Origin of the sequence: Bradyrhizobium sp. RDM12 (genome assembly GCF_051917485.1) — a bacterium.
GTDB lineage: Bacteria > Pseudomonadota > Alphaproteobacteria > Rhizobiales > Xanthobacteraceae > Bradyrhizobium.
Map to the genome: position 1 here is coordinate 3060650 of NZ_CM133064.1, position 13697 is coordinate 3074346.

The 13697-nt window shown below is 64.6% G+C and carries 16 protein-coding genes and 1 riboswitch; of the genes, 4 read left to right on the top strand and 12 right to left on the bottom strand.

The genetic code is table 11. From position 1 onward, the window contains the following. Positions 1 to 8 precede the first annotated feature (8 nt). Positions 9 to 461: a hypothetical protein gene (locus tag ACTGJ9_RS14885; RefSeq protein ID WP_456677655.1), complete on the bottom strand. Its 453-nt coding sequence runs from the start codon at positions 459 to 461 to the stop codon at positions 9 to 11. 275 nt (positions 462 to 736) lie between these two features. Between ACTGJ9_RS14885 and ACTGJ9_RS14890 the strand changes: the two genes are divergently transcribed. Next, positions 737 to 1465, top strand: a complete 729-nt coding sequence (locus tag ACTGJ9_RS14890; protein ID WP_456677656.1) for an SDR family oxidoreductase — start codon at positions 737 to 739, stop codon at positions 1463 to 1465. 123 nt (positions 1466 to 1588) lie between these two features. Here ACTGJ9_RS14890 and ACTGJ9_RS14895 read toward each other — a convergent pair whose 3' ends face one another. From ACTGJ9_RS14895 to ACTGJ9_RS14930, 8 genes are all read right to left on the bottom strand, one after another. Then, a complete protein-coding gene (locus tag ACTGJ9_RS14895) occupies positions 1589 to 2176 on the bottom strand; it encodes a mismatch-specific DNA-glycosylase (RefSeq protein WP_456677657.1) in 588 nt (195 codons plus the stop codon). A 48-nt stretch (positions 2177 to 2224) separates the two neighbouring features. Then, positions 2225 to 2515 carry a hypothetical protein gene (locus tag ACTGJ9_RS14900; RefSeq protein ID WP_456677658.1) on the bottom strand — a complete coding sequence of 97 codons (291 nt, stop codon included), beginning with the start codon at positions 2513 to 2515 and terminating at the stop codon, positions 2225 to 2227. Positions 2516 to 2734: 219 nt separating this feature from the next. Next, positions 2735 to 4633, bottom strand: coding sequence for a phosphomethylpyrimidine synthase ThiC (gene thiC / locus ACTGJ9_RS14905; protein ID WP_456677659.1), 1899 nt, complete (start codon positions 4631 to 4633; stop codon positions 2735 to 2737). A 183-nt stretch (positions 4634 to 4816) separates the two neighbouring features. Next, the gene (locus tag ACTGJ9_RS14910) at positions 4817 to 5425 is read right to left on the bottom strand and encodes a thiamine phosphate synthase (RefSeq protein WP_456677660.1); all 609 of its coding nucleotides are present in this window, start codon (positions 5423 to 5425) and stop codon (positions 4817 to 4819) included. After that, positions 5412 to 6194, bottom strand: coding sequence for a thiazole synthase (locus tag ACTGJ9_RS14915; protein WP_456677661.1), 783 nt, complete (start codon positions 6192 to 6194; stop codon positions 5412 to 5414). Before ACTGJ9_RS14915 ends, ACTGJ9_RS14910 begins: the two co-directional genes overlap by 14 nt. A 174-nt stretch (positions 6195 to 6368) precedes the next feature. Then, positions 6369 to 6566, bottom strand: a complete 198-nt coding sequence (gene thiS / locus ACTGJ9_RS14920) for a sulfur carrier protein ThiS (RefSeq protein ID WP_456677662.1) — start codon at positions 6564 to 6566, stop codon at positions 6369 to 6371. A 7-nt stretch (positions 6567 to 6573) separates the two neighbouring features. Then, positions 6574 to 7599, bottom strand: a complete 1026-nt coding sequence (locus tag ACTGJ9_RS14925; RefSeq protein WP_456677663.1) for an FAD-dependent oxidoreductase — start codon at positions 7597 to 7599, stop codon at positions 6574 to 6576. Beyond that, a riboswitch (TPP riboswitch) is annotated at positions 7587 to 7714 on the bottom strand. (Overlaps the previous gene by 13 nt.) A gap of 54 nt (positions 7715 to 7768) precedes the next feature. Continuing rightward, the gene (locus tag ACTGJ9_RS14930) at positions 7769 to 8311 is read right to left on the bottom strand and encodes a transglycosylase SLT domain-containing protein (protein ID WP_456677664.1); all 543 of its coding nucleotides are present in this window, start codon (positions 8309 to 8311) and stop codon (positions 7769 to 7771) included. A 236-nt stretch (positions 8312 to 8547) separates the two neighbouring features. Here ACTGJ9_RS14930 and ACTGJ9_RS14935 point away from each other — a divergent pair, with 236 nt between their 5' ends. Next, a complete protein-coding gene (locus tag ACTGJ9_RS14935; RefSeq protein WP_456677665.1) occupies positions 8548 to 8778 on the top strand; it encodes a hypothetical protein in 231 nt (76 codons plus the stop codon). A 2-nt stretch (positions 8779 to 8780) separates the two neighbouring features. Here the strand turns inward: ACTGJ9_RS14935 and ACTGJ9_RS14940 are convergent, their stop codons facing one another. Together ACTGJ9_RS14940 and ACTGJ9_RS14945 are read right to left on the bottom strand one after the other, a co-directional pair. Further along, positions 8781 to 10109: an ATP-binding protein gene (locus ACTGJ9_RS14940; protein WP_456677666.1), complete on the bottom strand. Its 1329-nt coding sequence runs from the start codon at positions 10107 to 10109 to the stop codon at positions 8781 to 8783. 15 nt (positions 10110 to 10124) lie between these two features. Then, entirely contained in the window at positions 10125 to 10865 is a 741-nt protein-coding gene (locus tag ACTGJ9_RS14945; protein ID WP_456677667.1) for a response regulator, read from the bottom strand. A 180-nt stretch (positions 10866 to 11045) separates the two neighbouring features. Between ACTGJ9_RS14945 and ACTGJ9_RS14950 the strand changes: the two genes are divergently transcribed. Further along, on the top strand, positions 11046 to 11618 hold the full coding sequence (locus ACTGJ9_RS14950; protein ID WP_456677668.1) for a hypothetical protein: 573 nt from the start codon (positions 11046 to 11048) through the stop codon (positions 11616 to 11618). Positions 11619 to 11832: 214 nt separating this feature from the next. Beyond that, positions 11833 to 12360 (top strand): PRC-barrel domain-containing protein, encoded by a 528-nt coding sequence (locus ACTGJ9_RS14955; RefSeq protein WP_456677669.1) that lies wholly within the window; start codon positions 11833 to 11835, stop codon positions 12358 to 12360. Between the two features lie 84 nt (positions 12361 to 12444). On the opposite strand, the gene ACTGJ9_RS14960 is transcribed toward ACTGJ9_RS14955, so the two are convergent. Next, positions 12445 to 13653 (bottom strand): ABC transporter substrate-binding protein, encoded by a 1209-nt coding sequence (locus ACTGJ9_RS14960; RefSeq protein WP_456677670.1) that lies wholly within the window; start codon positions 13651 to 13653, stop codon positions 12445 to 12447. Positions 13654 to 13697: the final 44 nt, after the last annotated feature.

The following is a 13697-nucleotide window of genomic DNA, read 5'->3' on the forward strand; positions in this document are numbered from 1 at the left end:
TAGGTCCCTTATTCGCGGGCAGGTGTCCTGGCCCGTTTGCCGGCGGTGGCCGCCTGCGCGCGCTTGCCGGCGCGGATCATCAGGAACGACCCGGATGTGCCCGGCAGTCGCCAGCGGCCGTCGATCTCGGTCGCCTCTCCGTTCATGATGCCGTCGTACTGGACAATGTCGAAGCCATAACCCCGCGGCTCGTAGCGTTTGACAAAGGACACGACGCTGCCGGCGCGATGGCCCGTGATCGAGGCATTGTGGGTTCGCAACGGGCAGCGCGGATTCGAGCAGGGCTCGGTGACGTGGCCTTCGAGCGCGCCGCCGGCCTCGACCAGCGTCGCGGTGAACGTGACCATTCCCGTGCCGGGTTGGATGTAAGTGCCGTCCCAGACACCGGAGAGATCGTCGCTCATGGTGGCGGCTTCCTCGATATGACCTGCGCCGGTTGCGGCTCGGCTGTTCCGTCCCACGTTCTTCCACCCCAAGTCGTATCGCCGCCGTTCCCCCTTGCAATAGTCCGCACGCGACGTCGATCGATCGGAGGATGTCCGGCCTCAACGGTGCCGTAGGGTGGGGCGAAGGCGCGCTCTTCGCGCGCCGTGCCCATCGTTTTGCCGGACTCGCGGGGACATGGTGGGCACGGCGCAAGGGCGCCTTTGCCCACCCTACGAAGCTACACAGCAGTTTACTTCGCGGCCTCGCCTCGCTTCGCTATACTACCGACCATCAGCTGGATGGTGATCTCATGAGCAACGAATTGGCGGGCAAGATTGCCGCCGTGACCGGGGCGGCGTCGGGCATCGGGTTGGCGAGTGCCGAGGCGATGGTGGCCGCGGGCGCGCGGGTGGTGATGGTCGATCGTGACGAGGCCGCGCTGAAGGCGCTCGGCGACAAGCATGGCGACGCGGTGATCCCGCTGGTCGTCGACCTCCTGGATCCCGGGGATTGTGCAACGCTGCTGCCGCGCGTCCTGGAGAAGGCAGGCCAACTCGACATTCTGCATGCCAATGCGGGCACCTATGTCGGTGGTGATCTCATCGATGCCGACAATATGGCGATCGACCGGATGCTGAATCTCAATGTCAACGTCGTAATGAAAAACGTGCACGACGCGCTGCCGCACATGATCGCGCGCGGGAGCGGCGACATCATCGTCACGAGTTCGCTTGCCGCGCATTTTCCGACGCCGTGGGAGCCGGTCTATGCGTCGTCGAAATGGGCGATCAACTGCTTTGTCCAGACGGTCCGGCGCCAGGTCTTCAAGCACGGCATTCGCGTCGGCTCGATCTCGCCCGGCCCGGTCGTCACCTCGCTGCTCGCGGACTGGCCGCCTGAGAAGCTGGCGGAAGCCAGGCAGTCGGGAAGCCTGCTCGAGGCCAGCGAAGTCGCTGACGTGGTGATGTTCATGCTGACCCGGCCGCGCGGCATGACCATTCGCGACGTGGTGATGCTGCCGACCAATTTCGATCTTTAGGGCGTGTGGGCGGAGTTACCATATCCATTCCTCATGGTGAGGAGGCGCGAAGCGCCGTCTCGAACCATGAAGGCCCGTATCCCGCCCGCGGCCATCCTTCGAGACGACCGCTTCGCGGTCTCCTCAGGATGAGGTCGGTGTATGTGGCGCGTTCAACGAGGCGACCCACTTCGCCAATTCCCGCCACGGCTCCAGCGTCCAGTGCCCGGACGCCGCACCTGAGGGCGACGGCAACACGAAGATCTCAGGCAAGCTGTCGTCGCGCGGCTGCCGCCCCAGCGCAATCCCGCTCGATGGCCGGCCATAAAACAAGCTCGCCGCCTTCTTGCTCGTGAACGCGATCGTCCGCGGCCGGTATGTTTCGATCTTGGCCCTGAAGCCGGGCACGTCGATCGTTTCAGCCGCGATCTGATGATCCATCCCGGCGCCCGACTTGGAGAGATCGGTGAAGCCGATCCCGAGTTCGAGCAGCGCCGCAAACTCGCCCGGCTGATACCGCCGCGGCGTGATGCCGGCCTCATGGATCGCGCGCCAGAACCGGTTGCCGGGATGGGCGTAGTAGTGACCAAGCTCGGCCGAACGCGTGCTGGCGGCGGTGCCGACAAAGACGAGGCGGAGGTTGGGACGGAGCTGGTCGGGGAGGCGGTGGAGAGAGACGTCGGGCAAATTGTCTATCCGCAGAGTTGTAGCTCGCATGAGCGTGAGCGACATGGGATCGGCCGCCAAATCCCGGATGTCGTTTCGCTCATCCGGGCTAGGCTAATGCGCTCCGCGCTCTTTAAGTCTATCGATCCACTCGCCGTTTAGGCCATAGAGAGCATCTTCAATCGGCCAGCCAGGAGATGTCTCGATCAAGTGAAGCAGCGACCAAGCAAGGCCGAGACAATCATCTGGCCCGAACAGCCGCACCAAAACCCTTGCCTCGTTGTCGGTAATCGGTATTTGCACTTCGCCGAGCAGAACTTCCAGCTCCCGCAATTCCGGCACAGTAGCAATACTTGAACTCGGCAACGGACCGATTTGAGCGAGCCGCTCAACGGCTGGCTGCATTATTGCTTTCTCCTCTCGTCTTCCCATCGGCTCGGAAAGGCTCGCGTCGATCGGTGCTCAAGGTTACGAAGCTCCGTTGTAGTTTCAAGTATCGTGCGGGTTCGACCTAAATTCGTAAGATCTCGATGAATGCCATCCAAAAACGAAGCCAAGCTCTCGCCCGGCTTCGTTTCTGATGGGTGCCCGGGTCAAGCGCGGGCTTGACGAGGAAGATGTTCTTCACAACACCCGATTACTCTCCTTCACCTTCTCCGCATCCAGATACACGCTCGAGCCCATCTCCTTGAACTTCGCGCTCATCTTGGCCATGCCGTCCTCGGCCGTGCCGCTCAGCGACATGCCCACGCTGTTCGGGTCATTCAGCGTCGCCGCGTAGTCCCGCACGTCCTGGGTGATCTTCATCGAGCAGAATTTCGGGCCGCACATCGAGCAGAAATGCGCGACCTTGTGGGCTTCCTTCGGCAGGGTCTCGTCGTGGAAGTTCTTGGCGGTATCGGGATCGAGGCCGAGGTTGAACTGGTCGCTCCAGCGGAAATCGAAACGGGCACGTGACAGCGCGTCATCGCGGAGTTGCGCCGCCGGGTGGCCCTTGGCGAGATCGGAGGCGTGGGCGGCGATCTTGTAGGTGATGACGCCGACCTTGACGTCGTTACGATCAGGCAGGCCGAGATGCTCCTTCGGCGTGACGTAGCAGAGCATGGCGCAGCCGAACCAGCCAATCATGGCCGCACCGATGCCCGAGGTGATATGGTCGTAGCCCGGCGCGATGTCGGTGGTCAGGGGCCCGAGCGTGTAGAACGGCGCCTCGCCGCACTCCTTGAGCTGTTTGTCCATGTTGATCTTGATCTTGTGCATCGGCACGTGGCCGGGGCCTTCGATCATGACCTGGCAGCCCTTGTCCCACGCAATCTTCGTGAGCTCGCCGAGCGTCTCCAGTTCGGCGAACTGGGCGCGGTCGTTGGCGTCGGCGATCGAGCCCGGGCGCAGGCCGTCGCCGAGCGAGAACGAGACGTCATACTTGCGCATGAGGTCGCAGATCTCGTCGAAATGGGTGTAGAGGAAGCTCTCCTTGTGATGCGCCAGGCACCACTTCGCCATGATCGAGCCGCCGCGCGACACGATGCCGGTGACGCGGTTGGCGGTGAGGTGGATGTATTGCAAGCGCACGCCGGCGTGGATGGTGAAATAGTCGACGCCCTGCTCGCACTGCTCGATCAGCGTGTCCTTGTAGAGTTCCCAGGTCAGCTGCACCGGATCGCCGTTGCACTTCTCCAGCGCCTGATAAATCGGAACGGTGCCGATCGGCACGGGCGAATTGCGCAAAATCCACTCACGCGTGGTGTGGATGTTGCGGCCGGTGGAGAGGTCCATCACGGTATCGGCGCCCCAGCGGATCGCCCACACCATCTTCTCGACCTCTTCCTCGACGGAAGATGTCACCGCCGAATTGCCGATATTGGCGTTGATCTTGGTCAGGAAGTTGCGGCCGATGATCATCGGCTCGAGCTCTGAGTGGTTGATGTTGCAGGGAATGATGGCGCGGCCGCGCGCGATCTCGGAGCGGACGAACTCCGGGGTGATAAAGGCGGGGACCGAGGCGCCAAAGCTCTCGCCATCGGCGAGGGCGGCTTCCGCGCGATCGAGTTGTTCCTTGCGGCCGAGATTTTCGCGCGCGGCGACGTAGATCATCTCCTTGGTGATGATGCCGGCACGGGCGAATTCGAGCTGGGTGATCTTGTGGCCGTCGAGGCCGCGCAGCGGCTGGTGATAGGCCGAGAAGGCGCGCGCGGCCTTGTCGGCGGAGACGCTGCCATTGTCCTCCGGCTTGATCTGGCGGCCCTGATATTCCTCGACGCCGCCGCGCTCCAGCACCCATTGCTTGCGGTTGCGGGCGAGGCCGGCGTTGACGTCGATGGTGACGGACGGATCGGTGTAGGGGCCCGAGGTGTCGTACACCGGCAGGTTCGGCTCGCCGGCGCCTTCGGACAGGATGATCTCGCGCAAGGGAACGCGCAGATCGGGCGCTGCGTCGGGCGCGGCGAAGATCTTTCGCGAAGACGGCAGCGGGCCGGTGGTGACGGCGGGGACGGTCTTGTCGGGATTGGAGCGGATGTTCATGGGATCCTCCGGTTTAATTCGTTGATGTCGCTGTGCGAGAGGCAAATTCCGCCGTCATCCCCGCGAAAGCGGGGATCCAGTACTCCGAGGCGGTGCGGTTAGAGCCGACGGGCTGCGGCGTACTGGATCGCCCGGTCAAGCCGGGCAATGACAGTGGGGCGTGGGGTGAGAGCGGAGCATGCATCACGCAGCCTCCTTCGATTGGCCGAGCCATTGGCGCACCCTTGCATCCGGGTCGGCGTTTTGGGTGACGTCGCTGACCACGGCGATGGAATCCGCACCTGCGGCAAAGATCTCCGCGGCGTGCTCGAACTTGATGCCGCCGATCGCGACCAGCGGGATGTGGCCTAAGCGCTTCTTCCATTCCGTGATCTTTGGAATGCCCTGCGGCGCGAAGCGCATCGATTTGAGCGTGGTGAAAAAGATCGGACCGAGCGCGACGTAGTCGGGCTTTGCCGCGAGCGCGGCTTCAAGCTCGGCGTCGTCATGCGTGGAGACACCGAGCGACAGGCCGGCCTCGCGGATCGCCTTGAGGTCGGCGTCCACCAGATCCTCCTGGCCGAGATGCAGGTACTTTGCGCCGGCGACGACCGCGGCACGCCAATAATCGTTCACGACGAGTTTTGCTTGCGTGCCCTTGGTGATGGCCAGCGCATCGGTGACGATCTGCAGCGCCTCGGCATCGTCGAGGTCTTTCGCGCGCAATTGAATGGTGCCGACGCCGAGTTTTGTGAGGCGCTCGACCCATTTGAGGCTGTCGACGACGGGATAAAAACGATCAGGATACGGCATGCCAGAACGGGGTCCCAACGACAGGGGTGGAGGGGGAGGCGAAATCGCGGGCGTTCATCAGCCCGGCTTCAAATGCGGTGCGGCCGGCCTCGATGCCGAGGCGGAAGGCCCTGGCCATGGCGACGGGATCGGCGGCCTTTGCGATCGCGGTGTTGAGCAGCACGGCATCATAGCCGAGCTCGAGCGCCTCGGCCGCGTGCGAGGGCGCGCCGATGCCGGCGTCCACGACCAGCGTGATGTCGGGCAGCCGCTCGCGCATCAGTTTCAGCGCGTCGCGATTGATGATTCCCTTGGCGCTGCCGATCGGCGCGGCCCACGGCATCACCACCTTGCAGCCGGCATCGACGAGACGATTGGCGACCGAGAGATCTTCGGTGCAATAGGGGAACACCTCAAAGCCGTCCCTGATCAGGATGGTGGCGGCCTCGACCAGGCCGACGACTTCGGGCTGCAGCGTGTCGTTGTCGGCGATGACTTCGAGCTTGATCCAGCTCGTGCCGAACAATTCGCGCGCGAGCTTTGCGGTGGTCACGGCTTCGCGGACGCTGCGGCAGCCGGCGGTGTTCGGCAGGACGGTGACGTCGAGCTCGCGGATCAGCTTCCAGAACGCATCGCCGGTCTTGCCGCCGGCGGATTCGCGCCGCAGCGACACCGTGACGATGTTCGAGCCGGAGGCGCGGATCGCGTCCTGCATGATGGCGGGCGAGGGATAGAGCGCGCTGCCGATGAGGAGGCGGGAGGGGAATTGTTTGCCGTAGAAGGTCACCATGTGGGAGGCGTCTCCATGATTGACGCTGTCATCTCCGCGAAGGCGGGGATCCAGAACGCCGCGGCCGCGCGGCTGGAACCGAGAAGCCGCGGCGTACTGGATCGCCCGGTCAAGCCGGGCGATGACAGCGGAGTGTGTGGCGCACGCCGAGGCGATAGATGGAGTGACATCACTTCACCCTCCCTGCCGAGGCGTGATGATCTCGATCTCGTCGCCGGCTTTCAGCGCGGTCTCGGCCCAGCGGCTCTTCGGCACCACGTCGTAGTTCAGCGCGACGGCGAAATGGGTGCCCTCGTAGTCGAGCTCGCTGAGCAGCGCATCGACGCTGGCCGCATTGATCTCGCGCTGTTCGCCGTTTACGATCACAAGCATTGGACGATCACGCGCATTGCATCACCTCATTGTCGATCTGGCCGCGCTCGACATAGCCGAGCGTCAGCTCGGCGAGCGCCGGCGCGAGCAGGAAGCCGTGGCGGTAGAGCCCGTTGACGCTGATGTTGCCGCCGCGCACGCCGATGCGCGGCAGATTGTCGGGATACGCAGGGCGCAGGCCCGAGCCGAATTCGACGATGCGGGCCTCGCCAAAGGCCGGATGGACGGCATAGGCCGCGCCCAAGAGCTCCAGCGCCGAGCGGACGCTGACGCCGGTGTCCTCGGCCTCGATCGAGGTCGCGCCCAGCATGAACAGATTGTCCTCGCGGGGGATCACGTAGAGCGGCCAGCGCGGATGGATCAGCCGCACCGGGCGCGAAAGCCTGACCTCGCCGGTCTCGATCAGGATCATCTCTCCCTTGACGCCGCGCAGCTCGGGTTGGTCCTCGCGCGCCGACAGGCCGCGGCAGTCGATCACGATGCTTTTGGGATTGAGGTTTGCGAGATCGGCGGCGCTGACATCGCTTCCGAACCTGATGGTGCCGCCGGCGGCAACGATGCGTTCGTGCAGCTTCGGCAGCACGCGGCGCGGCTCGACATGGCCTTCGGTCGGGAAGAACAGCGCATCGCGGAAGCGGCCCTCCAGCGACGGCTCGAGCGCGGCGAGGCCTGCGGCATCGAGCCGGCGGTGGCCCTCGGTCATCCGGGCAAAGCGCTCAAAATCATTGCGCTCGCGCGGATGGGCGACGACGAGCGAGCCGTTGAAGGGCGTGTCCGGCAGCTCGCGGCGCCAGATGTCGAGCGAGCGCAGGCCAAGCCGGCTGATGACGGGTTCGGCGACCTCCGCCTCGCAATAAGGCGCGAGCATGCCGCCGGCCCAATGGCTGGTGGCATCGGTCATGGCGCCGTCACTGCGCTCGTGGAGCGTCACGGCATGGCCAGCCTGTGCGAACAACAGCGCCTGCCAGGCTCCCGCGATGCCTGCACCGATGATGGATACCGGAGACTCCGGTCGCTTGGTCGTCTGCAACATCCCTGTCCCTTCGCCGGCATGACCCGGATCAGGTTCAAGGGTCACCGCGGTCCTGGGCGTTCCGGCCCATTTAGCGGTATCTCAGCTCCTCCTCGGAGCACCCCTCGGAACGGGTCTAATGTAGGCCAGCGGGGCGGGGTGGTCAACGCGTTTGGCCTGGAACAGGCGATTACTCGAGTGCCTGCGCCCGCGCGCTGCGGACGTGGTGGGCGAGCTTGCGATCGGGGAAGGGGCCGAACAGCGGCTGCGGATTGCCGTTGGGCTCCAGCTGAGGCTGGTCACTCGCGACGAAATTCGCCTGTTGCACGGCCTGCTGGCGCTGCCGCTTTGCGGCATAGTAATAGCCGCCCGCGAAATAACGCACGGCGCGGTCGTGGTCGCCATTGGCGGCGTGATAGGCGCCGGCGAGGTACTTCACGGCATAGGTGAGATTGGTGTTGGGGTCGCGCAGGCCGGCGGCGTCGCCGGTGTAGCCGAGGCCGCGGGCGGTCGCGAGCTTGATCTGCATCAGCCCGATCGTGCCGCCATGGCCGACCAGGCCGGGCTGATAGCGGCTCTCGCGCATGATGACCCGATGCACCAGCGCCTCCGGCACGCCGTTGGCGCGCGCATGCATGGCGACCATCTCGGCATATTCGGCCTGGCCTGCGAACGCGGCCTGCGGCGACACCAGTCCGGCCGCGACGAACGCGGCGACGCGTAAAATCTTCATCGGATACCCCGGAATGTCTGAGTGGCAATTTTCAAGTAGCCTGCGCCCGGCTGCCGTTAGGCCTCCCGAACGCGGCGATGATGTGACCAAGCCCCACCGCTCACGATTCCGCGGGCGCGAGCCGTCGATGCCGGCGGTCGGGTTCCCCGGGCGGGGCAAGTCGCGACAGCAAGCCTGTCTATTCGCGCGGGGCCGCGAAAGCGAGTATGAAGCCGTTGCGAAACAGGAGAGGTGCCATGACAAAAACAACCATGGTCAACACCTACGGTGGCGACATTTCAAACCACGCTATTCCAAGACAGAACCCCTGCGCCCAGTGCGGCACGCCGATCGCGCAGCCCGACTGGATCGAGCCGGGCGAGGGACGCGTCTCCTATCTCTGGAATTGCCACGCCTGCGGCTATCGCTTCGAGGCGATCGCGATCTTCGACCAGCCCGCCGCAGAGTATCCGCCGCTCGCAGCCTGAGGTTACGCAGCCAGCCGCGGCTGCTGCCATACCGGCAATTGCATCCGCACGATCAACCCGTGCGGCTGGCGGTCGTGCAGCGACAGCTCGCCGCCATGGGCGATCGCGATCGCGCGCGCGATCGACAGGCCGAGGCCGAAGCCGGTGGAATCGTCCATGGTGCGCGCATCGTCGCCGCGCACGAACGGCTCCAGCATCTCCTGCTTGCGCGTGTCCGAAATGCCGGGACCGTCATCCTCGACATCGATGACGAGCTTTGTGCCTGAGACATCGAGGCGGATCGTCACCTCGGCGCCGAAGCGGACCGCGTTCTCGACGAGGTTGGTGACGCCGCGATGCAGATCGTCGGGACGCGCCGCGGCGGTTGCCGATGCCGGGCCTTCATAGTGCACGACGTGTCCCATGTCGCCGAACTGGTCGGCGATCAGCTGCAGCGTGCTGGCGATGTCGACCAGCGTGATCGCCTCGATCTTGCGGTCGTTCCGCAGCAGCGACAGCACGCTTTCCAGCATCGAGCGCATCTGGTCGAGGTCGATCAGCATGCGCTTGCGGTTGCCCTCGTCCTCGATGAACTCGGCGCGCAGCCGCAGCCGCGTGATCGGGGTGCGCAGGTCGTGGCTGATTGCGGCGAGCATGCGGGTGCGATCCGACATCAGCCGCCCGATCCGCTCCTGCATCCGGTTGAGCGCGCGGGCGACCAGACGGATCTCCTCCGGGCCGCGCTCGGGCAGCGGCTCGGAGGTGCCGTCGAGGCTGAAATCCTCGGCGGCCTTGGCAAAGGACGACAACGGCGTGGCCAGCGCGCGCGCCGCCCACAGGCCGAGCACGCTGATGGAAATGAAGGCAGTCATCAGCGTCACCAGCCACGGCGCGCCCCAGAACCAGGGACGCGGACCGGTCTCGACATGGCCCGCGATCATGGTGCCGTCAGGCAGGACCACGCCGATGCGGCGGGCGTCGCCCTCCGGCGCGAGCTGTACCACCTTGTAGCCGCGGCCGAGATGGCGGCGGAGCCCGTGCAGGTGCTGGCTTTCGCTGTCCTCGATCGCCGTCGCCGCGGTGCCCGGCGCTGATGTCTCGATGTTGAGCTTCGGGAAGGCGCGGGCGAGATCTGCGATCAGGCGCGGACGGTCGTCCGGCTTTGCCGAGCCGAGCAGCAGCGCTGCATCCATCAATTGGGGCGCGCCGTCCGGCGGCTGGTCCGGGCGGTCGGGCCGGCTGATCAGGAACGCGGTGGTGACGACGAGATGCAGCGCGACGGTCGAGGCCAGCACCAGCGCGGCGATCTGTCCGCCGATGCCCTTGAGGTGGAAGAACCCGAACGACCTCATCGTCTCAACGTCCCGTCAGTTGCTCAGGGGCGTCGTAACCGCTTCCGTTCTGGGCGTAAACAGGTAACCGCCGGAGCGCACCGTCTTGATGATGGTGGGATCGGCCGGATTGGGCTCGATCTTGCGGCGGATGCGGCTGACCAGCACGTCGATCGAGCGTTCGAACGAGCCGGTGTTGCGGCCCTGGGTGAGGTCGAGCAGGCTGTCGCGCGAGAGCACGCGGCCGGGACGCTCGCAGAACGTCCGGAGCAGGTCGAACTCGGCGCTGGTCACCGCGACGCGCGCGCCTTCCGGATTGCGCAGCTCGCGCAGCCGCAGGTCGATGCGCCAGCCTTCGAAGGCGAGCGTGGAGGCGCCCTCGATCGAGCTTGCGGCCTGTGCCGAAGCCTGACGCCGCAGCACCGCGTTGATGCGGGCGAGCAGCTCGCGCGGATTGAACGGCTTCGGCAGATAATCGTCCGCGCCCATCTCGAGGCCGACGATGCGGTCGACGTCCTCGCCGCGCGCCGTCAGCATGATGATCGGCGTCTGTGCTTCCGCGCGCACCTTGCGGCAGAGGCTGAGACCGTCCTCGCCCGGCAGCATGACATCGAGAATGATGAGGTCGACGCGGTGGTCGGCCATGGCACGCGACATCTCGCGGCCGTCGCTCACAGCGGTAACGTTGCAGGAGTTGTTGCGGAGATATTTCGCAATCAACGTCCGGGTTTCGCGGTCGTCCTCGACGACCAGGATGTTGGGGGAAGGAATGGCCATGAGCCTTGTTTGTCCAAGATTCGGGCCAAAAGGCGAGGATTTTTGTTTCATATTGTTTCCGGACGTATGTCCGCAACACCGGGCAACGACCGCGTCCTCGTACGGCAAGGTCTCGTTAAGCCCGTTAACCATACCGTGGCGTGATCAAGCAAGAAACCCCGCAAATCCACTGGAGCCATCATGACCTCGATTTCGGCGGCCTCCGCCGGCAGTTACCAGTCGCCGCTGCAGAAGCTGCAGCAGGAATTGCAATCGGAAGTGTCGGACGGGACGATCTCGTCGTCGGACCAGTCCGCGCTCACGACCGCCCTGCAGGACATCGACACGGCGCTTCAGCAGAGCAAATCCAGCGATCAATCCAGCGGCACCAAGCCGTCGAAGGACGGCCTGAAATCGAAGATCGACGATCTCATCTCCAACGAGGTCTCGAACGGAACGCTGACGTCGGACCAGGCGGATGAACTGAAGGGCGTGTTTCAGTCCGCCTTCGCGAAGGGGCCGGGCGGTGCTCATGGTGCAGGTGGACCGCCGCCCGGTCCGCCGCCGTCGGATGACGGCTCGTCCTCGGATTCGTCGTCGACGGATTCGACGAGCAGCAGCTCGACCGACGGCAGCACGGCCAAGATCCTCGAGCAGTTCCTCCAGGCGCTGCAGCAGTCGCAGTCCTCGAACTCGTCCTACGGTGCCAATGGCGCGACGAGCTCCCCGAGCAGCACGGACATCTCCGCGCTCTTGATCGACTACAAGAGCTGACCTGAGCGACGCAGGTCGGCGCGTTCCTCGCCGCGATCGTGCTACATCCCAGGGCGCAAGATCGTCGGCGGGGAACCGCACAACGTTCCTGTGTGACGCAGGAACCTTCGTCGCAACGCAGCGCAACGCGCAACGAAATTGCCGCAGCTCAGGAACTGCGGGTGATCATGGCTGTTCTCCCCGCATAAGTTTTCTGCTGAAGGAGAGGACAACCATGTTGATGAAATCGATCGCCGCCGGTCTTGCCGGCACGGCACTGCTTGCGACCGTCGCGTTTGCGCAAAACCCGACGTCCACCACGGACAAGTCGCCAACCGCGGCAAACACCGCGACCACGACAACCACAAGCGCGTCGGGCGAATGGCGCGCATCGAAGATGGCGGGCCTGAAGATCTACAATGACGCCAACGAGAACATCGGCTCGATCAATGACCTGCTGATGGACAAGAGCGGCGCCGTCAAGATTGCCGTGATCGGCGTCGGCGGCTTCCTCGGCATGGGCGAGCATCTCGTCGCCGTTCCCTACGAGAAGCTGAAATTCGTCAATGAGGCCGTGGCCTATTCCGGCACCGGTGCGGCTCCGGGCGCCAAGCCCGCCGGCACCACGACAACGGGCGCTGCGACCGGCACCGACAAGACCACGACGGCTTCGTCGAGCTCGAAGTGGTATCCGGACCACGCCGTGTTCAACGCGACCAAGGACGACCTGAAGAAGATGCCGGAGTTCAAGTACTCGGAGTAATGGGCTTCTGAACTCCGGAACGAGGCGCGCCCGGCTTTCACCGGGCGCGCCGTCGTGTCTTTTGTCATTGTGAGAAGCGACGCTCTACTTCACCAGCGGGCAGCCGCCCTTGTCGAGCGGGCGGAAGGCTTCGTCGCCGGGCACCGTGGCGATCAGCTTGTAGAGGTCCCACTCGCCCTTGGACTCTTCCGGCTTCTTCACCTCGAACAGATACATGTCGTGAACCATGCGGCCGTCGATGCGGATCTTGCCGTTCTTGGCGAAGAAGTCGTTGACGGGCGTCTTGCGCATCTGCTCCATCACCTTGGGCGCCTCATCGGTCTTGATGGCCTCGATCGCCTTCAGGTAATGCATGGTCGCCGAATAGAGGCCGGCCTGGATCATGGTCGGCATGTGGCCGACCTTCTGGTTGAAGCGGTTCGAGAAGGCGCGGGTTTCGTCGTTCGTGTCCCAATAGAACGCATCGGTGATGATCAGGCCCTGTGTCGCCTTGATGCCGAGCGAATGAACGTCGGTGATCTCCATGAGCAGCGCGATCATCTTCTGCCCGCCTTGAGTCAGCCCGAACTCTGCCGCCTGCTTCAGCGCATTGGTGGTGTCGCCGCCGGCGTTGGCCAGCGCGACCACCTTGGCCTTCGAGGCCTGGGCCTGGAGCAAGAAGGACGAGAAATCCGATGAGTTGAGCGGATGCCGGACCTCGCCGAGAACCTTGCCGCCGCTCTCCTTGACGACATTGGCGGCGTCGCGCTGCAGCGCCATGCCGAAGGCGTAGTCTGCCGTGATGAAGAACCAGGTGTCCTCGCCGCGCTTCACCATTGCCTTGCCGGCGACGTTCGACAGTGCGTAGGTGTCGTAGGTCCAGTGCACCGTGTTGGGCGAGCAGGCGACGCCGGTGATGTCGGAGGAGCCGCCGCCGGAATTGATGTGGATCTTGTTCTTCTCGCGCGTCAGCGCCGAGATCGGCAGCGCGACCGAGGAGGTCGGGACGTCGAGGACCGCGTCCACCTTCTCGTTGTCGTACCAGTTGCGGGCGATATTGACGCCGACGTCGGGCTTGTTCTGGTGGTCGGCGGAAACGATCTGGATCGGAACGCCTGCGACCTTGCCGCCGTAATCGGCGAGCGCCATCTCGACGGCGGCGAGCGAGCCCTTGCCGGTCGCGTCGGCATAAAGGCTCGACATGTCCGTGAGCACGCCGAGCTTGACGACATTGTCGGAAATCTGCGCCTGCGCCGTCCCGCAGCTCGCGGCGATGGCAAAGCCGGCCGCGACGGCGGCGATAAGCTTCTGCATATGTTTCTCCCTGAGTCTTGTTGTTTGGGTTTTGTTGCGGAGAC

Excerpts from the sequence above, each read along its gene's own strand:
- ACTGJ9_RS14910 (WP_456677660.1), bottom strand. The coding sequence starts at position 5,425 with ATGCCGTATCCTGATCGTTTTTATCCCGTCGTCGACAGCCTCAAATGG.
- ACTGJ9_RS14950 (WP_456677668.1), top strand. The coding sequence starts at position 11,046 with ATGACCTCGATTTCGGCGGCCTCCGCCGGCAGTTACCAGTCGCCGCTG.
- ACTGJ9_RS14930 (WP_456677664.1), bottom strand. The coding sequence starts at position 8,311 with ATGAAGATTTTACGCGTCGCCGCGTTCGTCGCGGCCGGACTGGTGTCG.
- ACTGJ9_RS14890 (WP_456677656.1), top strand. The coding sequence starts at position 737 with ATGAGCAACGAATTGGCGGGCAAGATTGCCGCCGTGACCGGGGCGGCG.
- thiC (WP_456677659.1), bottom strand. The coding sequence starts at position 4,633 with ATGAACATCCGCTCCAATCCCGACAAGACCGTCCCCGCCGTCACCACC.
- ACTGJ9_RS14935 (WP_456677665.1), top strand. The coding sequence starts at position 8,548 with ATGACAAAAACAACCATGGTCAACACCTACGGTGGCGACATTTCAAAC.
- ACTGJ9_RS14945 (WP_456677667.1), bottom strand. The coding sequence starts at position 10,865 with ATGGCCATTCCTTCCCCCAACATCCTGGTCGTCGAGGACGACCGCGAA.
- ACTGJ9_RS14895 (WP_456677657.1), bottom strand. The coding sequence starts at position 2,176 with ATGTCGCTCACGCTCATGCGAGCTACAACTCTGCGGATAGACAATTTG.
- ACTGJ9_RS14925 (WP_456677663.1), bottom strand. The coding sequence starts at position 7,599 with ATGTTGCAGACGACCAAGCGACCGGAGTCTCCGGTATCCATCATCGGT.
- ACTGJ9_RS14940 (WP_456677666.1), bottom strand. The coding sequence starts at position 10,109 with ATGAGGTCGTTCGGGTTCTTCCACCTCAAGGGCATCGGCGGACAGATC.
- ACTGJ9_RS14915 (WP_456677661.1), bottom strand. The coding sequence starts at position 6,194 with ATGGTGACCTTCTACGGCAAACAATTCCCCTCCCGCCTCCTCATCGGC.
- thiS (WP_456677662.1), bottom strand. The coding sequence starts at position 6,566 with ATGCTTGTGATCGTAAACGGCGAACAGCGCGAGATCAATGCGGCCAGC.
- ACTGJ9_RS14900 (WP_456677658.1), bottom strand. The coding sequence starts at position 2,515 with ATGCAGCCAGCCGTTGAGCGGCTCGCTCAAATCGGTCCGTTGCCGAGT.
- ACTGJ9_RS14955 (WP_456677669.1), top strand. The coding sequence starts at position 11,833 with ATGTTGATGAAATCGATCGCCGCCGGTCTTGCCGGCACGGCACTGCTT.
- ACTGJ9_RS14960 (WP_456677670.1), bottom strand. The coding sequence starts at position 13,653 with ATGCAGAAGCTTATCGCCGCCGTCGCGGCCGGCTTTGCCATCGCCGCG.